We start from the raw sequence: 16,398 nt of genomic DNA, 5'->3' as shown, positions 1-16,398 counted from the left end.
CGACTTTGCCACCCTGTCACCATGACGTTGTCCATCGCACTGAGCGGAGACACCGCACATTTCCCGGGGAACACCCTCCCCGCCCTGCGATCAGCGTGGCGCGCAGGAGCCGACCTGGTCAAGGTCGACGTCCACCTGAGCTCGGACGGATATCCCGTCCTGGTCGACGAACGCGTCGCCACCGCACCGGGCGCCCCGCCCCGCCCGGTCACCGACCTCACCCTGGCCGAGCTCGCGGCCGCCCGGGACGACGTGGAGCGGCGCGTCCCCACCCTGATGGAGGTGCTGGGGGAGTTCCGTCCCGGGGTCGCCCCGCCCCTGCTGATCGACGCCGCCGCACCGGACGCCGTGCTGGCCGCGGACGCCCTTCTGCGCGAGCGGGGGCTGGCCGACCGGGTCCTCTTCACCGGTTCCGTCGAGACACTGGGCGCACTGCGATCACGGAGTTCCGAGGCGCCGCTGCTCCTGGCGTGGGACCAGCCCGGCCTGCCCCCGGAAGACGTGGCGCGGACGCTGCACCCGACCTACCTCGGAGTGCGGAACACCTTCCTGAACCGTGAACGGATCGGCGAGATCCACCGTTTCGGATATCGCGTGGCCGTGTGGAACGTGAATGAGTTTCCGGAAATGGCTCGGTACGTTGGAATGGGGGTCGACGCGCTCGCCACGGAACGGATCGAGGACCTGACCTCACTGACGAAGGACGCCGAGAAGGAGGGCCGACAAACCGCCGAATCCGCCTGACCAAGAGCGGATTCAGCAGGTCAACAGCATCGACTGGGGGCGTCGAACCACGTGCGGAACGGGTTTCGTGCCCCCATTCGCCTGGGAACGGGCACATCAACACCACGTGCCGCATAACTACACGATTCCACGCCGACTTCCTGCATTCCACCCGTCGCGACGACGCGCTGAGGATACCCTCGGAACGGATTCCCACCGAATCAGTCCCCGCGCTGCCCGCCTCCGCGGCGCATTCCGATCGACGAGACACCAACGACAGATGACGGCCGAGACCTCCCCTCACGCCCTCCGCACCACGGCCCCCGTCCTGGACTGCGCGGCACGCCTGTTCGCCGAGCACGGCTCACGCGGCATCGCCATGTCCGACCTGACCGCGCACATCGCGGCCGAGACCGGGGCCGACGCCGCCTCCCTCAGACGCGCCTTCCCGACGCGCTTCGACCTGGCCTACGCGGTCGTCCTACGCTCCACCCACGAGCGGGTCGACGGGCAGTTGGACACGGACGACACCGGCGCCTCCGCGCTGGAACGCGTGGCGCGGCTGGTCGAACGGCACGTCGAGATCGGGTGGAAGCACCGCGCGGCGACCGCGCTCGGGCAGGAATTGCTGCCGGTCCTGCGTGCGGTCCACCCCTCCCGACACCGGGACATCACCTGTCTCACTCGTGCCTACCGTGAGCACCTCCGCACCATCATCGCGGACGGCGTCGTCTCGGGTGACTTCGACATCCTCGATCCCGGCAGGACCGCCGACGAGGTCCTGGAGACGCTCGACTCGCTCCTGCACTGGTACGACCCCGACGGCGGCCTGAGCCTGGACGACCTGGGCGCGGTCTACGTCGATCTGGTGATCCACCACCACCTGGGCTGCCCTCGCTGACCGGAACCGCGCGAAGCTCGGACGTCAGCCCCCGACCAGCGCGTACAGATCCACGGACTCGGCGATCGCGCGCAGCCCGGCGTCTCCCGGATGCAGGTGGTCACCGGAGTCGTAGGCGGGCAGCAGACGCGTCGGATCGGCCGGGTCCCGCAACACCAGGTCGAAGTCCCACACCCCGTCGTACACGGAGTCCGGCGCGGTCGCCTGCGCCCGCAGGTGGGCGTTGACCTCCTGGCGGGCCCGGTCCACCCGCGATGTGCACAGGCGCTCGCCCCCGCAGGGAGCGAGGGTGGCCACGAAGACCCGCAACCCCCGTTCCCGGCCGAGCACGGCGATCTCCTCGAGTCCGGTGATCACCCTTCGCGCGGGCACCCCCCACCGCAGATCGTTGATCCCGGCGAAGACGACGACGGTGTCCACTCCGTTCTGGGCCAGCACGTCCCGTGGGAACCGGTGGCGCAGGCTGACACCGGCCGCGGTGGCGGCCAGCCCCTCGCCCGGGTAGACGTCGCTGACGACCTGGTTCCCGGCCACGCCCGTGTTCAGCACCCCGAGGTGGGGGATGCCGTCCTGGGCGGCCAACCGTTCACTGAGCACGTCGGGCCAGCGGGCGTGGGCGTCGCGGGTGGCGCCGACGCCGTCGGTGATGGAGTCACCGACCGTGACGACCGCGCCCGGCGCGCCGAGGACCTCCACCCCGGTCAGGAACGGCCACTGGGTGACGAATCCGGTGAACGGGGCCCCGCTGGTGTCCAGGGTGCGGTCCCCGGTCCCCGGAGCGCTCGTGAAACCGGTGTCCACGGCCGCGTAGTGGACTGGAGCGCTCCTCACGTGCCCCGGCAGGTACATGCTCACCAGGAGCTCGGTGTCGGCGGGCAGGCCGATCGCGACCGGGTCGCTGAAGAGCTGTCCCCCGGCCGGGATGACGGCCCGGGAGTCGCCGTCGAAGGTGAGCGGAACCGCCGCGCCCTCCGTGCCGGCGCCTGTTCCGCGCAAGGCCAGGGAGGCGGCCCCGATGGTGACGGCCCGGTCCGCGAACGTGTTGTCGAGGCGGATGCGCGCGCCCGTGCCGCCGGTACTGGTACGAACGACCAGGCGCAGAGTCTGGTCCTCCCAGGGACCGACCTCCAACAGGGCGGAGGTGGCCCGGGACCAGGTGCCGACCCAGTCGTCGCCCACAGGCGTCCCCTCCACCGCGAAGACCTGGATGTCACCGCCGACCGGTCCGCGGGGCAGCACCACGTGGGAGACCTCGCGCAGCGGGTCGACCGGAACCGTTCGGGCGTACAGGCGCGCACCGCCCACCGCGCCGCGACCGAACAGGGAGGTGGAGTTGGTGTAGGGGAGGGAGAGGACGGCGTCAGCCGCGGGTCCCGTCGCCCAGTCGGGCACGGAGAGGGTGAACTCCTCCTCCGTGCCGTCGGCGTAGACCACGCGGCCGGTACCGAGGACGGGGGCGTCGAGATCGTCGCTGCGGGTCGCGGTGACGAGGAAGGCGACCGACCGTACGCGTTCCTCCTCCAGGGCCACGAGCTGGCCGCGACAGACCAGGTGGTCGGGGCGCCCGTCACCGTAGGAGGGCAGGTCGATCGGGACGCCCAGGACGGTGACCTCACCGCCGGGGTGCCACCCGGCCTCGGCCAGGGTCCACGCGGACAGGCTGTTGCCCGCGCCGTCGAGGTCCCCGGTGAGTGCGGCACCGTCACGGGTGATGCCCACGCTGTCGACGAGGTCGGCGAAGGCCTCCGGTGTGATCGGCCGGTGCTCGAACGACCGGGGTTCGGGTTCTCGGGGGAGGACGTGGACGACCACGGCAACGAGCGCGACCACGACCAGGGCTGCTCCGGCACGCGCGAGGCGGGAGGGAAGCCGTCCCCGACGCCCGGTCCGTGCACGCCGCCGTCTCCTGCCCGCGTTCACCACTCGCCTCTCCACTGATCCACGTGTCACCGACATAGAGGACGGTGCGGGGCGCACTGGGGTTGATGAGACGTGGGACACCACCGCCCTGGGCAGATCGCCAGTCTAAGGCGTGCATCCGAAACGGAAGGGAGGAACACGACATCAGGCGCGGTACGGACGGGACGGAAGGCCAGGGAGAACACACGGGAATCCACATAATGAATAGCCAACCGAACATAATGCACTGTGCCGTGCGGAGTTCATGAATGATTCTCACGTTTTGCGGATATGTGTGGTACACCTGTTCCCACCACGAAATGCCGGGACGTCCGAGGCGTGGCGGGCGCGTCCTCCGCGCACGGAAGGCACGCGTCCGGCGGCCACGGGACCACGCTCCTGGAATGATGGTCACGACCCCGCGCCCCACCGAGAGCGGCGGCCCGGGCCCACAAGCCGCGGGCCGACCCCGCCCCGCCACCCGCGCACATCCGCACGGGGATATCCGGAACCGATACCCGGTGTGCGACCGTCTGCTGAGGTAGGACCGCAACACCTCGTCCCACATCCACGTGAAGGAGACATCCATGTCCCACCCCGACACTCCCCCACCGGGCGACCCCTACGGCCAGGGGAACCAGCCCGGCCACCAGGGCGGAACCGGCGGCTACACCCCTCCGCCGGGGTACCAGAGCGGCGGCTACCCGGCTCAGCCCGGTGGCCACCCCCACCCGGGGCAGCCCCAGGGTCAGCCCGGCTACGGCCCGCCCCCGCAGGGGGGCCACCCCTCCCCGTACGACCAGCAGCAGTGGTACGGCGGCCAGCCGGGTTACGGCGGCCAGCCCAACCCGGACGACAAGCAGATGGCCTTCTTCGCCCACGTGGGCGGCGGCGTCTTCGGGTGGGTCGTCCCGCTCATCATCTGGGTGATCAAGAAGGACGACTCCCCGTACGCCCGCCAGCAGGCGCTCGCCGCCCTGAACTTCCAGCTCGTCATGCTGATCGTGTACCTGGTCTCCGCCGTGCTCATGGTCGTGCTCATCGGCTACCTGACCTGGCTCGCGGCGTGGGTCTTCTCGGTGGTCATGGGCATCAGGGCCGGGCAGGCCGCCAACGAGGGGCAACCGTTCGCCTACCCGTTCAACGTCACCTGGGTGAAGTAGCGGCCGACGCGCCGGGGGCGGCCGCCATCCGTTGCGGGGCCGACCCAGCGAGGGCGACAATCCCACACAAATGCGAAAAAGGGGGACATCAGGCCGATGTCCCCCTGTCGTCGACCCGTGGGCACGGGGCGACGACACCCGATTTCGCGTTCGACAAGGGGGTAGGCCGGGCAGGACTCGAACCCGCGACCCAGGGATTATGAGTCCCCTGCTCTAACCAGCTGAGCTACCGGCCCGCCGTCGTTCGGCAAACGTCATCCTAACAGGGTGCGTCCGACGTTTCCGCGCCGTAAATCCGTGGCCCACGGGAGATTGACGCACGGTCCCATCTGGGCGTGGCCGCCTTCCCCGTACCTGGGTCGCACGCCCCGGGCACGGTCGGTCTAGGGTGGTGAGGTGCGGCGCGCGCCTGGTCGGACCCCAGCGCCCCGGCACGGACGCCGCTTCGTACCCGTTGGTAACATCGCGGGTCGCACTTCGTCGTCAGGAGAGTTCACGTCATGGCCCAAGTACCCGTCAACGTCACCGTCACCGGCGCCGCTGGCCAGATCGGCTATGCCCTGCTGTTCCGGATCGCCTCCGGTCAGCTGCTGGGGGCCGACACCCCGGTGAAGCTGCGTCTGCTGGAGATCCCGCAGGCCGTCAAGGCCGCCGAGGGCACGGCCATGGAGCTGGACGACTGCGCGTTCCCGCTCCTCCAGGGCATCGACATCTTCGACGACGCCCGCCAGGCCTTCGAGGGCGCCAACGTGGGTCTGCTCGTCGGTGCCCGCCCGCGCGGCAAGGGCATGGAGCGCGGCGACCTGCTGGAGGCCAACGGCGGCATCTTCAAGCCGCAGGGTGAGGCGATCAACGCGGGCGCCGCCGACGACGTCCGCGTCCTGGTGGTCGGCAACCCGGCCAACACCAACGCCCTCATCGCCCAGAGCCACGCGCCGGACGTCCCGGCCGAGCGCTTCACCGCGATGACCCGCCTCGACCACAACCGCGCGCTCACCCAGCTCGCCAAGAAGCTCAACGTGTCGATCAACGACATCAAGAAGCTCACGATCTGGGGCAACCACTCCGCCACGCAGTACCCGGACGTGTTCCACGCCGAGGTCAACGGCGCCAACGCCGCCAAGGCCGTCGACGACCAGGCCTGGCTGGAGAACGACTTCATCCCGACCGTCGCCAAGCGCGGCGCCGCGATCATCGAGGCCCGGGGCGCCTCCTCGGCCGCCTCCGCCGCCAACGCCGCCATCGACCACGTCTACGACTGGGTCAACGGCACCCCCGAGGGCGACTGGACGTCCGCCGCCATCCCCTCTGACGGCTCCTACGGCGTTCCCGAGGGCCTCATCTCCTCCTTCCCGGTCGTGTCCAAGAACGGCAGGTGGGAGATCGTCCAGGGCCTGGAGATCGACGACTTCTCCCGCGCGCGCATCGACGCCTCCGTCCAGGAGCTCGTCGAGGAGCGCGACACCGTCCGCAAGCTCGGCCTGGTCTAGGCTCCCGTCACACGGAGCGATGGCCCCAAGGGGCTGACGGTCCCAGCGAAGGACCGGAACCAGCGGGGCGCGCCTCCCTCGGGGCGCGCCCTTCGCCGTTCGGCGGGGCGCCCGAGGAGTGACCGTCCCGAAGGGTGCGTGAGAGCGGGCAGTATAGGAAGCGTGAGTCTCATTGATGTGCTTCCGGCCGAACCCGACCCCGACTCCCTCTTCGAGGCGTTCGCTTTGTGGGCCGAGGAGCGGGGCCTCACCCTCTACCCGCACCAGGAGGAGGCCCTCATCGAGGTCGTCTCCGGGTCCAACGTCATCCTCAACACCCCCACCGGCTCCGGCAAGAGCATGGTGGCCACGGGCGCGCTGTTCGCGGCGCTGGCCCGCGATGAGTGCGCGTTCTACACCGCTCCGATCAAGGCCTTGGTCTCGGAGAAGTTCTTCGACCTGTGCAAGATCTTCGGCACCGACAACGTCGGCATGATGACCGGCGACGCCAGCGTCAACGCCGACGCCCCCATCATCTGCTGCACGGCCGAGGTCCTGGCGCAGATCGCGCTCGCCGAGGGCGACCGCGCCGACATCGGCACCGTGGTCATGGACGAGTTCCACTTCTACGCCGAGCCCGACCGCGGATGGGCCTGGCAGGTGCCCCTTCTGGAACTGCCGCAGTGCCAGTTCCTGCTCATGTCGGCCACCCTGGGCGACGTCACACGGTTCGAGGAGGACCTCAACCGGCGCACCGGCCGCTCCACCGCGGTGGTCGCCTCCGCCGAGCGTCCCGTCCCGCTCTACTACGACTACCGGGCCACGCCCCTGCACGAGACGCTGGAGGAGCTCCTGTCCACCGGCCAGGCGCCCGTGTACATCGTGCACTTCACGCAGGCGCAGGCGGTTGAGCGGGCGCAGTCGCTGACCAGCATCAACATGTGCACCAAGGCGGAGAAGGCGGCGATCGCCGAGGAGATCGGCAACTTCCGCTTCACCACGAGGTTCGGCCGCAACCTGTCCCGCTACGTACGGCACGGCATCGGCGTCCACCACGCGGGCATGCTGCCCAAGTACCGGCGGCTGGTCGAGCGGCTGGCCCAGGCCGGGCTGCTCAAGGTCATCTGCGGCACCGACACCCTGGGGGTGGGCGTCAACGTGCCCATCCGCACCGTGCTGTTCACCGCCCTGAGCAAGTACGACGGCACGCGCGTCCGGCGGCTGCGCGCCCGTGAGTTCCATCAGATCGCCGGGCGGGCCGGGCGGGCCGGGTTCGACACCGTCGGCAACGTGGTCGCCCAGGCGCCCGAGCACGTCATCGAGAACGAGAAGGCGCTGGCCAAGGCGGGCGACGACGCCAAGAAGCGGCGCAAGGTCGTGCGCAAGAAGGCTCCCGAGGGGTTCGTCTCCTGGGACAAGGCCACCTTCGACAAGCTCATCGACGCCGAGCCCGAACCGCTGACCTCCCGGTTCCGGGTCAGCAACGCGATGCTGCTCAGCGTGATCGGCCGCCCCGGCAACTGCTTCACCGCCATGCGGCACCTGCTCACGGAGAACCACGACGACCGCAGGACCCAGCGCCGTCACATCCGCGAAGCGATCGCCATCTACCGGTCGCTGCTGGACGGCGGCATCGTCGAGACGCTCACCGAGCCCGACGAGCAGGGGCGCACCGCACGGCTCACGGTCGACCTCCAGGCCGACTTCGCGCTCAACCAGCCGCTGTCCACCTTCGCCCTGGCCTCCCTGGAGCTGCTCGACGCCGAGTCGCCCAGCTACCCACTGGACGTGCTCAGCGTCGTGGAGTCCACGCTGGACGACCCACGGCAGATCCTCGGCGCCCAGTTGAACAAGGCGCGCGGCGAGGCCGTCCAGCAGATGAAGATGGACGGGATCGAGTACGAGGAGCGGATGGAGCGGCTGGAGGAGATCGACTACCCCAAGCCGCTGGAGGAACTGCTCGACCACGCCTACGAGGTCTACCGGCGCGGGCACCCGTGGGTGGGCGACCACCCGCTGCGCCCCAAGTCCGTGGCTCGGGACATGTTCGAGCGGGCGATGACCTTCACCGAATACGTGGGCTTCTACGAGCTCGCTCGCTCGGAGGGGCTGGTGCTGCGCTACCTGGCGAGCGCCTACAAGGCCCTGAACCAGACCGTGCCCGACGACGCCAAGACCGAGGAGCTGCGCGACCTCGTGGAGTGGCTCGGCGAGCTGGTCCGCCAGGTCGACTCCAGCCTCCTGGACGAGTGGGAGCAGCTCACCAACCCGGAGGAGGAGTCTCCGGACGGGGAGGCCGAGGCCGAGGAGCGGGTGCGCCCGATCACGGCCAACGCGCGCGCCTTCCGGGTTCTGGTGCGCAACGAGATGTTCCGCCGGGTCGAGCTGGCCGCCCGCCGCCGCTACGTCGACCTCGGGAAGCTGGACACCGACGGCGAGTGGGACGCCGAGGCCTGGGAGGAGTCCCTGGAGGACTACTTCGACGAGCACGACGAGATCGGCACCGGCCCCGACGCTCGGGGCCCCGCGCTGCTGCTCATCGAGGAGGAGGACGGGCTCTGGCGGATCCGTCAGATCCTCGCCGACCCGGCGGGCGACCACGACTGGGGGATCAGCGCGGAGGTCGACCTGGCCGCCTCCGACGCCGAGGGGCACGCGGTCGTGCGGGTCACCGACGTCAACCGGCTCTGAGGCCGTGTCCGCACTGGGCCCGCCGCTTCGCTTCGGCCCGCCCGTCGCCCGCCACCGCCCGAGGGGCCGCTCAGCGGCGGAGCGGGCGCCCTCGACCGGCGCCTCCGGCGCGGCACCCACTCTGTTCGGGCGCCGCCCGCCCCGGGCGTTCCGGCCTCTATCCCAGCAGGTGGGCGTTGACCTCGCGTACGCCCCCGACCAGGTCGGGGCGTTCCACGACGTCCCGGCCCGCGCGGCGCAGCCGTTCGGCGCCGTCGCAGTCCACGAACAGCTCCGGCTCGCGCCAGGCGAAGACCACGCGCGGGACCCGGGTACCCAGCACCAGCTCCGCGCAGGGCACGGGGCGGGAGGAACGGGCGCTGCACGGTTCCAGCGACGAGTAGAGGGTGGCCCCGCCCAGACGGGGGTCGTCCGCCTCCACCTCCCTGAGGGCCACCTCCTCGGCGTGGTCTCGCGGGCAGTCACGGCGGGAGTAACCCTGGCCCAGGACGGTTCCGTCGGCGGCCACCACGACCGCGCCGACGGAGAAGGCCGTGGTCGAGGGCGGGCAATTCCGGGAGAGGTCGACGGCGCGGCGCAGCCAGTACGCGTCGGCGCCGCCCTCGGCCGGGGGCGGTCCGACGGTCATCTGCTCTCCTCCGCGGCCCCCAGGCGGTAACGCAGGACGGCGACGTCGCCGAGCGCGCGGGTCTCGATCAGCCGCATGGGCGCCCCGGGCCCGTGCGGGAAGGCCCCGGGCAGGACGAAGCGCGGGGCGTCCCCCTCTCCCACGAAGAAGGGGGCGACCGCCAGGCGGAGCTCGTCCACCAGGCCCGAGGTGAGGAAGAGGGTGTGGATGTGCCCGCCGCCCTCCACGAGCAGGCGCTCGACGCCGCGCGCGGCCAGGTCGGCCAGGATCGCCTCCGCGGTGGGCGGGTCTCCGGCGTCCACGACCTCGGCGGGGGGCTCGGCGGTCGGGCGCGCGGCAAGGCGCTCGCGGGCCAGGGGAACTCCGCCGCCTCCGGTGTAGACGACCGCGCCGGCGTCCCCGGTCGAGAAGAGGCGGGCCGCCGGATCGACGTCCCCGCTCCGGGTGACCACGGCCTTGAGCAGATTCCCGGAGCGGCCCTGGGCGCGACGGCGTGCGCGCAGTTCCGGGGAGCGCACGAGGAGTCGTGGATCGTCCGCCCGCAGGGTGCCGGCGCCGACGAGGATCGCGTCGCACTCGGCCCGCAGTTCGTCGATCTCGGCGAAGTCCGCCTCATTGGACAGCCGGAGCCGCTCGGGGCCGGTGTCGTCGATGCGCCCGTCGACCGACACGGCGCAGCTCAGGATGGTGTGGGGACGGTCCATCCCCCCAGGCTAACCGCGCGGCGCGGCCGAACGGAGCCGCTCAGGCCGCGTGACATGACGGTGCGGGCGGTGAAGGGTTTTCGACGGCGACCGCGCCTTCGCCCTTCCTGCGCTTTCGTGGCGGCCGGAGTGGATTCGCGCAGGCCGCGAGTGTGCACAGGGAATTATTCGACCGTTTTGGCGGCGACCTTATTCTACTCCGCTCCGTATGCGGCCCGTGGCCCTTTGGCGACATAGGTGGACAATCCACGTTCCGACGCGTGTTCGAGGAAGTGCCCCCGGCCACGCCACCCACACACCCGCGGGAGCGCGCGATCGGTTACCCCGTAGGGCCGCGAGGCCGGCGGCACGGCCCCACGCGACACACGCTCCACCCCCTCCGGATTCCCCACAAAATGGACATTAGGGGTATATGACCTGGTCGTCCTGGATTGGAGCGACCCACGGCACGGGACGCGACAAGGGCATCCCTGAGCGCGCGTTTTTTTACGACCCGTATCCTCGACTCGGTTAACAAACACCGCCCGTGAGGAATACAATCCCAGGAGTCGAGCACACTTCCCCACCTCACGACAAGAGGACGGCGATGTCGCGATTCACCTCCCCCCCTTTCCTGAGGCAGGCGGGGGACAAACACCTCCGAGCCAAGCCGCCGCCCGTCGTCGATCTGGCCCAGCCCAGCATCGCGCGACTACGCTCCTTCCACCTCAAGGGCAAGGACCACTTCGAGGGCGACCGCGAGCTCGCCACCCGCGCCGACCAGGCCGCGCCCGGCTTCCAGGAGATCGTGCTCGGTGAGCGCGCCTTCCTCCAACGGGCCGTCCGGCAGCTGGCGGAGGAGGCGGGGATCACGCAGTTCCTCCAGTTCGGGGCCGGGCTGCCCGCGCCGGGGGACCCGCACGAGATCGCCCGGGAGAGCGCTCCGGAGGCCCGCGTCGTCTACGCCACCGACGACCCCATGGTGCTCACCCACCACCGGGCCCTCCTCTGCGACGGCCGCACCACCACCGCCGTGCACGGAGGGCTCACCGAACCCGGACGGGTTCTGAGCGACCCCGAGACCCGCCGGTTCCTCGACCTCGACCGACCGGTCGGGCTGCTCCTCACCGGCGTCGTGCCGCACGTGTCCGACGACGAGAACCCGGCGGAGCACATCGCGACCCTGCGCGAGGCGCTCGCCCCCGGCAGCCACCTCGTCCTGAGTCACTACTGCCGCCCCGACCGGAGCCGGTACGCCAAGGACGCGCTGCGCGCCGACCGCCTGGAGGATGTCTTCGTCGAGAGCCTCGGTTCCGGCTGGTGGCGCGGCCACGGCCAGGTGGAGGCCCTCTTCGGCGGCTGGGAGATCCTCAGCCCCGGAGTCCTGGAGATCCAGCGCTGGCACACGCTGCCCGTCGCGCCGCCCGTCCCCGGCTGCTACCAGATGCCGCGCCGCAACCGCCGACTGATCATCGGCGGCATGGGCAGGATCTGAACCCGTCGCCCCCTCTCCCCCGCGTTGGAGCCCTCCGGCCCGACAGCGGGTGAGGGGCGTCAGCGTGCACCCGGAAGCACGACGAAGGGCCCTCCCCGCCGGGAAGGACCCTTGTTCGGCTCCCGCGACTGGACTCGAACCAGTAACCTGCCGGTTAACAGCCGGCTGCTCTGCCGATTGAGCTACGCGGGATCGCGCCCGCCCGGCTCCCTCACGGGGCCGCGGCGACAGCCACTAGCCTAGCGCCTCCCGAGGGGTGCTCGTGACACATTCTTTGCCCTCGGCTCCCCCGGGTTCGGCGATCCGGGCCACCTCCCGACCCCGCACGTGCGACGGTCCGTGGCGAAGAACCCCGCACCGTGGTCGGGAGCCCCCGCGAAGGATCCACGGCACACCGGAGCGCTGTCGAGAGGAGATCGGGCTCGGGCGGCACGGGATCGTCGACGAACTGATCGACGTCATCGGGGAGAAGTGACCTTCTGGAACCGCCGCGGCACGACGAAGGGTCCTCCCCGCCGGGAAGGACCCTTGTTCGGCTCCCGCGACTGGACTCGAACCAGTAACCTGCCGGTTAACAGCCGGCTGCTCTGCCGATTGAGCTACGCGGGATCGCGCCCGCCCGGCTCCCTCACGGGGCCGCGGCGACAGCCACTAGCCTAGCGCGCTTTTCGGAGTGCTCGTGACCGGTGTCGGGCCGTGTGGCCACGGCCACGACGCGGTAACGTCAGGGCACGAACCGTCCCGAACGCCACCAAGGCCTGGAGAGGGAGCCCATGCGCTACCGGATCACCTTCGCCGCCGGACTCGCCATCGGTTACGTCCTGGGCGCCAAGGCGGGCAGGGCCCGCTACGACCAGCTCACCCGCACCGCCCGGAAGGTCGCCGACAGCCCCGTGGTGCAGGAGGTGGCCGGGCTCGTCGGGGCGCAGGTCAGCAACGCCGGGCGCACGGTCTACGACAAGGCCGTCGACACCCTTCCCGTCACCTCCCTGCGCGACTTCCTCGCCCGCCCCACGGCGGAGGAGAGGGAACTGGTCGAGTGGGAGCGGCACATGGCCGAGGGCGGACCGTCGAGCGCGAACGGCTCGTCCGAGAGTCCTCAGGACCGCTAGTGGGCCTGTTCCGCCAGGGGGTTCCCGAATCGGTCCGCGCCCGGTTGGAGAGGGGCGAGCGCGTGCTCGCCCGCACCCCGGTGCGCGCGGCCGGGGGCGAGGAACCCCTCCTGGTCGCCACCACGCTGGCCCTGTACCTGCCCGACGGGCACGCGGTGCCCTGGCAGAACATCGACCAGGCGCGGTGGACACCGGACACACTGACCTTCGACGAGGAGGGCGAGGGGCGGCGCACCGTCCGGCTGCGCTCCGAGCCCGCCGAGGACGCCGTCGACTATCGCCGGATGGCCGAGACGGTGGCTGAGCGCGTCACCGCCACCATCCTGGTCAACCGCTTCTTCCCCTACCCCCGCGGCGACTCGGCCACCGGTTTCCGCCTGGTGGCGCGCAGGCCGCCCGGAGGCAGCGAGGCGCACTGGCGCGTGCACCTGAGCGAGGGCCTGGACCCGAAGGACCAGGCCCTGTCGGAGGCCGTCTCACGCGTCCTGGGCACGCTCCGGGACCAGATGGGCGTCTGAGCTCTGTTCATGCGGGCCCACGAGTTCGCACGTCACGCGTCGCGTGCTCGTGCGGCCTCGCGCGCCCGGCCTGGGCTCGGGGCGCGAAGAACCGGGATCCTTCGTCCCCGGCGGCGCCTGCCGCTCGTTCCTCGTTCACGGCTTGCCTCGTCCCGCAGGACCCGGTACGCCCCTCGCGGCGATCCCCCGGGCGAGGACCTCGGCCAGGTGCAGCGCCCTGCGTCCGGTGCCCTGGCCGATCTGGGTGCGGCAGCTGTAACCATCGGCCATCACCAGGGTGTCCGCGTCCGCCGCGCGCACCCGAGGCAGCAGTTCGCGCTCCCCGATGGCGGTGGACACCTCGTAGTGCCCCTCGGTGAACCCGAAGTCCCCCGCGAGCCCGCAGCAGCCCGAGTCCAGGACCTCCCCGTCGATCCCCGCCCTGGCGATGAGATCGCGCTCGGCGTCGAAACCCATCACGGCGTGCTGGTGGCAGTGCACCTGTGCCAATGCCTTCGCCGAGAGCCGGGGCGGCCGCCAGTCGGGCGCGTACGTGTTGAGGAAACCCGCCAGGGTGTGTACGGCCTCGGCGACGCGCTCGCTCTCCCGTCCGGGCAGCAGCTCCACCAGGTCGTGCCGCAGGGCCGCCGTACAACTGGGCTCCAGACCGACGACGGGCAGCCCCTGGGCGACCAGCGGCGCCAGCGCACGGACGGCGCGGCGCATCACCGTGCGGGCGACGTCCAGCTGACCCGTGGACACCCAGGTCAGTCCGCAGCACACCTGCCCCTCGGGCAGCACGACCGTCCAGCCCGCGTCCTCCAGGACCTGTGTGGCGGCCGCGAGCACCCCCGGGTTGAGGTGGTTGCCGAAGGTGTCCGGCCACAGCACGACCCGGCGTCCGGTCGTGCGGGCCTCCCCGCGGGCGGCGCGGCGCCGGAACGCGCGGGTGAAGGTGGTGGCGGCGAAGGCGGGCAGCTCCCTCTGGACAGCCACCCCGGCGAGCCGTTTGGCCAGCCGCGACACCCCGGGCAGGCGTGCCGCCCGGTTGGTCTCGGCCGGTGCCAGGGCCGCCAGGCGGGCCCAGACGGGCAGCCAGCCCATCGAGTAGTGGGCCGCGGGTCGGACACGGCCCTTGTAGTGCTGGTGGAGGAACTCGGCCTTGTAGGCGGCCATGTCCACGTTGACCGGGCAGTCACTCAGGCAGCCCTTGCACGACAGGCACAGGTCGAGGCTCTCGCGCACCTCCTCCGACCGCCAGCCGTCGGTGATGACCTCGCCGTTCGCCATCTCGAACAGCAGGTGGGCGCGCCCGCGGGTGGAGTGCCGTTCCTCCTGGGTGACCTGGTAGCTCGGGCACATGACGCCGGGGCCGCTCTGGCGGCGGCACTTGCCCACACCGGAACACCGGCGCAGGGTCCGGGCGAAGTCGCCGTCGTCGTCGGTGTAGGCCAGGGCGACCTCCGACAGCAGCGGCAGCTCGGGCCGGAGGTCGGAGGCCACCCGGATGTCGGCGTCCAGGGGGAGGGGGTCGACGATGATGCCCGGGTTCAACAGGCCGTCGGGGTCCCACGCACGCTTGAAGGCCCCGAACGCCCGGATGACCGACTCGGGGTACATGCGGCCCAGGAGTTCGGAGCGGGCCTGGCCGTCGCCGTGCTCGCCGGACAGGGAGCCGCCGTGCGCGACGACGAGGTCGGCCGCCTCCTCCATGAAGGCCCGGTACTCCCGCCGCCCCCGCTCGTGGGTGAGGCCGAAGTCGATGCGCACGTGCAGGCAGCCGTCGCCGAAGTGCCCGTAGACGACACCGAAGCGGCCGTGCCGTTCCATGAGGGCGTCGAAGGCCCGCAGGTAGCCGCCGAGGTTCTCCGGCGGCACGGCGGCGTCCTCCCAGCCGGACCACGCGTCGTTCCCGTCGGGGGTGCGCTGGGTGAGTCCGGCCCCCTCCTCCCGGATCCGCCACAGCGCCCTCTGGTGGGCGGCGTCGGTGACCACGACCGCGTCCCTCGGGCGGGAGGCGCCCTTGAGCCCGGAGAGCATCCGCTCCGCCGCCCCGGCGGCCTCGGCCGGGTCCCCTCCGGCGATCTCCACCAGGAGCCAGGCGCCGCCCTCGGGCAGTGGCACGCGGGAGCGGGAACCCTGGCGGTCCAGGGCGGCGACCATACGGTCGTTGATGCCCTCGACCGTCAGCGGGGCGTGGCCGATCAGGTCGGGCACGGCGTCGGCGGCTGAGGCGGCGTCCGGGTAGCCCAGGACGGCCAGGGCGCGGGCGGGCGGCGACTCGACCAGGCGCACCGTGGCGCCGAGCACGAACACGCACGTGCCCTCGGTGCCGACGAGGGCGGCGGCGACGTCGCGACCCTTCTCCGGGAGCAGCCGGTCCAGGGCGTAGCCGGAGACGCGGCGCCGGAACTCGGGCATGGCGGTGCGCAGTTCGGCGCGGTGGTCCTCGACGATCCGGGTGAGCTCGGCGTAGATCCGCCCCTCGCGTCCGGGGCGCCGGGTCAGCTCCTCCCACTCCTGCGCACTGTGCTGGGAACCGACGGTCATGCGGGTGCCGTCGGAGAGCAGGACGTCGAGGGAGACGATGTTGTCGGCGGTGGTGCCCCAGGCCACGGAGTGGGAGCCGCAGGCGTTGTTGCCGACCATGCCGCCGATCGTGCAGCGGCTGTGCGTGGAGGGATCTGGTGCGAAGGTGAGCCCGTGTTCGGCGGTCGCCCGGCGCAGGTCGTCGAGGATGACACCGGGCTGCACGGTGGCGGTGCGCGCCACCGGGTCGATGTCCTCGATGGCGCGAAGGTGGCGGGAGGTGTCGATGACGACGCCGGTGCCGATGGCGTTGCCCGCGATCGACGTGCCTCCGCCGCGCGGCACGACCGGCACACCGTGCTCGGCGCAGGTGCGGACGGCGGCCACACAGTCGTCGACGGTCTCCGGGATGACGACGCCGAGCGGGACACGGCGGTAGTTGGAGGCGTCGGAGGTGTACAGGGCGAGCGTTCCCGGGTCGAAGGCGACCGTGCCCCGGACCCGTCGTTCCAGGTCGTGTCGGAGGTCGGCGGGGGCGGTGCGGGAGGAGGTGAGCTGCGCGTCGGCCATGTCCTCAGCGTGGCCGCCCGGGTCCGGCCGTGGCAACC

12 protein-coding genes and 3 tRNA genes are annotated in these 16,398 nt (G+C 71.5%); 8 read left to right on the top strand and 7 right to left on the bottom strand.

Annotated features, from left to right (window positions below; translation table 11 throughout):
• Positions 1-21 precede the first annotated feature (21 nt).
• Both KIK06_RS02690 and KIK06_RS02685 read left to right on the top strand, forming a co-directional pair.
• Positions 22-744 (top strand): glycerophosphodiester phosphodiesterase, encoded by a 723-nt coding sequence (locus tag KIK06_RS02690; RefSeq protein WP_017599629.1) that lies wholly within the window; start codon positions 22-24, stop codon positions 742-744.
• A 259-nt stretch (positions 745-1,003) separates the two neighbouring features.
• Positions 1,004-1,624, top strand: a complete 621-nt coding sequence (locus KIK06_RS02685; RefSeq protein WP_017599628.1) for a TetR/AcrR family transcriptional regulator — start codon at positions 1,004-1,006, stop codon at positions 1,622-1,624.
• Between the two features lie 24 nt (positions 1,625-1,648).
• On the opposite strand, the gene KIK06_RS02680 is transcribed toward KIK06_RS02685, so the two are convergent.
• Positions 1,649-3,580: a GDSL-type esterase/lipase family protein gene (locus KIK06_RS02680; protein WP_268641773.1), complete on the bottom strand. Its 1,932-nt coding sequence runs from the start codon at positions 3,578-3,580 to the stop codon at positions 1,649-1,651.
• Between the two features lie 530 nt (positions 3,581-4,110).
• Here KIK06_RS02680 and KIK06_RS02675 point away from each other — a divergent pair.
• Complete coding sequence (locus KIK06_RS02675) at positions 4,111-4,686, top strand: DUF4870 domain-containing protein (protein WP_268641772.1); 576 nt, start codon at positions 4,111-4,113, stop codon at positions 4,684-4,686.
• A gap of 162 nt (positions 4,687-4,848) precedes the next feature.
• Here the strand turns inward: KIK06_RS02675 and KIK06_RS02670 are convergent.
• A tRNA-Ile gene (locus KIK06_RS02670) sits at positions 4,849-4,922 on the bottom strand.
• A 264-nt stretch (positions 4,923-5,186) separates the two neighbouring features.
• Here KIK06_RS02670 and KIK06_RS02665 point away from each other — a divergent pair.
• Together KIK06_RS02665 and KIK06_RS02660 are read left to right on the top strand one after the other, a co-directional pair.
• Positions 5,187-6,176: a malate dehydrogenase gene (locus KIK06_RS02665; RefSeq protein WP_268641771.1), complete on the top strand. Its 990-nt coding sequence runs from the start codon at positions 5,187-5,189 to the stop codon at positions 6,174-6,176.
• Between the two features lie 177 nt (positions 6,177-6,353).
• Complete coding sequence (locus KIK06_RS02660; protein WP_017599625.1) at positions 6,354-8,846, top strand: DEAD/DEAH box helicase; 2,493 nt, start codon at positions 6,354-6,356, stop codon at positions 8,844-8,846.
• Positions 8,847-9,003: 157 nt separating this feature from the next.
• Here KIK06_RS02660 and KIK06_RS02655 read toward each other — a convergent pair whose 3' ends face one another.
• Positions 9,004-9,474 carry a deaminase gene (locus tag KIK06_RS02655; protein ID WP_268641770.1) on the bottom strand — a complete coding sequence of 157 codons (471 nt, stop codon included), beginning with the start codon at positions 9,472-9,474 and terminating at the stop codon, positions 9,004-9,006.
• A complete protein-coding gene (locus tag KIK06_RS02650; protein WP_268641769.1) occupies positions 9,471-10,178 on the bottom strand; it encodes a RibD family protein in 708 nt (235 codons plus the stop codon). The genes KIK06_RS02655 and KIK06_RS02650 overlap by 4 nt, the downstream gene beginning before the upstream one ends.
• A gap of 586 nt (positions 10,179-10,764) precedes the next feature.
• Between KIK06_RS02650 and KIK06_RS02645 the strand changes: the two genes are divergently transcribed.
• On the top strand, positions 10,765-11,652 hold the full coding sequence (locus KIK06_RS02645) for an SAM-dependent methyltransferase (protein ID WP_017599622.1): 888 nt from the start codon (positions 10,765-10,767) through the stop codon (positions 11,650-11,652).
• Between the two features lie 119 nt (positions 11,653-11,771).
• On the opposite strand, the gene KIK06_RS02640 is transcribed toward KIK06_RS02645, so the two are convergent.
• Positions 11,772-11,844, bottom strand: a tRNA-Asn gene (locus KIK06_RS02640).
• 344 nt (positions 11,845-12,188) lie between these two features.
• Positions 12,189-12,261 (bottom strand) — tRNA-Asn (locus KIK06_RS02635).
• Between the two features lie 164 nt (positions 12,262-12,425).
• Here KIK06_RS02635 and KIK06_RS02630 point away from each other — a divergent pair.
• Together KIK06_RS02630 and KIK06_RS02625 are read left to right on the top strand one after the other, a co-directional pair.
• Positions 12,426-12,764, top strand: coding sequence for a hypothetical protein (locus KIK06_RS02630; RefSeq protein WP_017599621.1), 339 nt, complete (start codon positions 12,426-12,428; stop codon positions 12,762-12,764).
• On the top strand, positions 12,764-13,282 hold the full coding sequence (locus tag KIK06_RS02625; protein WP_268641768.1) for a hypothetical protein: 519 nt from the start codon (positions 12,764-12,766) through the stop codon (positions 13,280-13,282). Before KIK06_RS02630 ends, KIK06_RS02625 begins: the two co-directional genes overlap by 1 nt.
• A gap of 135 nt (positions 13,283-13,417) precedes the next feature.
• On the opposite strand, the gene KIK06_RS02620 is transcribed toward KIK06_RS02625, so the two are convergent.
• Positions 13,418-16,360: an FAD-binding and (Fe-S)-binding domain-containing protein gene (locus KIK06_RS02620; RefSeq protein WP_268641767.1), complete on the bottom strand. Its 2,943-nt coding sequence runs from the start codon at positions 16,358-16,360 to the stop codon at positions 13,418-13,420.
• Positions 16,361-16,398: the final 38 nt, after the last annotated feature.

Source organism: Nocardiopsis sp. EMB25 (assembly GCF_026797795.1).
GTDB classification, from domain to species: domain Bacteria; phylum Actinomycetota; class Actinomycetes; order Streptosporangiales; family Streptosporangiaceae; genus Nocardiopsis; species Nocardiopsis lucentensis.
The sequence above is the reverse complement of the archived record's forward strand: the minus strand, read 5'-3'. Positions and strand labels throughout refer to the sequence as shown.

Coding starts and splice junctions, on each gene's coding strand:
- KIK06_RS02690 (WP_017599629.1), top strand. CDS start 22: ATGACGTTGTCCATCGCACTGAGCGGAGACACCGCACATTTCCCGGGG.
- KIK06_RS02685 (WP_017599628.1), top strand. CDS start 1,004: ATGACGGCCGAGACCTCCCCTCACGCCCTCCGCACCACGGCCCCCGTC.
- KIK06_RS02680 (WP_268641773.1), bottom strand. CDS start 3,580: ATGTCGGTGACACGTGGATCAGTGGAGAGGCGAGTGGTGAACGCGGGC.
- KIK06_RS02675 (WP_268641772.1), top strand. CDS start 4,111: ATGTCCCACCCCGACACTCCCCCACCGGGCGACCCCTACGGCCAGGGG.
- KIK06_RS02665 (WP_268641771.1), top strand. CDS start 5,187: ATGGCCCAAGTACCCGTCAACGTCACCGTCACCGGCGCCGCTGGCCAG.
- KIK06_RS02655 (WP_268641770.1), bottom strand. CDS start 9,474: ATGACCGTCGGACCGCCCCCGGCCGAGGGCGGCGCCGACGCGTACTGG.
- KIK06_RS02650 (WP_268641769.1), bottom strand. CDS start 10,178: ATGGACCGTCCCCACACCATCCTGAGCTGCGCCGTGTCGGTCGACGGG.
- KIK06_RS02645 (WP_017599622.1), top strand. CDS start 10,765: ATGTCGCGATTCACCTCCCCCCCTTTCCTGAGGCAGGCGGGGGACAAA.
- KIK06_RS02630 (WP_017599621.1), top strand. CDS start 12,426: ATGCGCTACCGGATCACCTTCGCCGCCGGACTCGCCATCGGTTACGTC.
- KIK06_RS02620 (WP_268641767.1), bottom strand. CDS start 16,360: ATGGCCGACGCGCAGCTCACCTCCTCCCGCACCGCCCCCGCCGACCTC.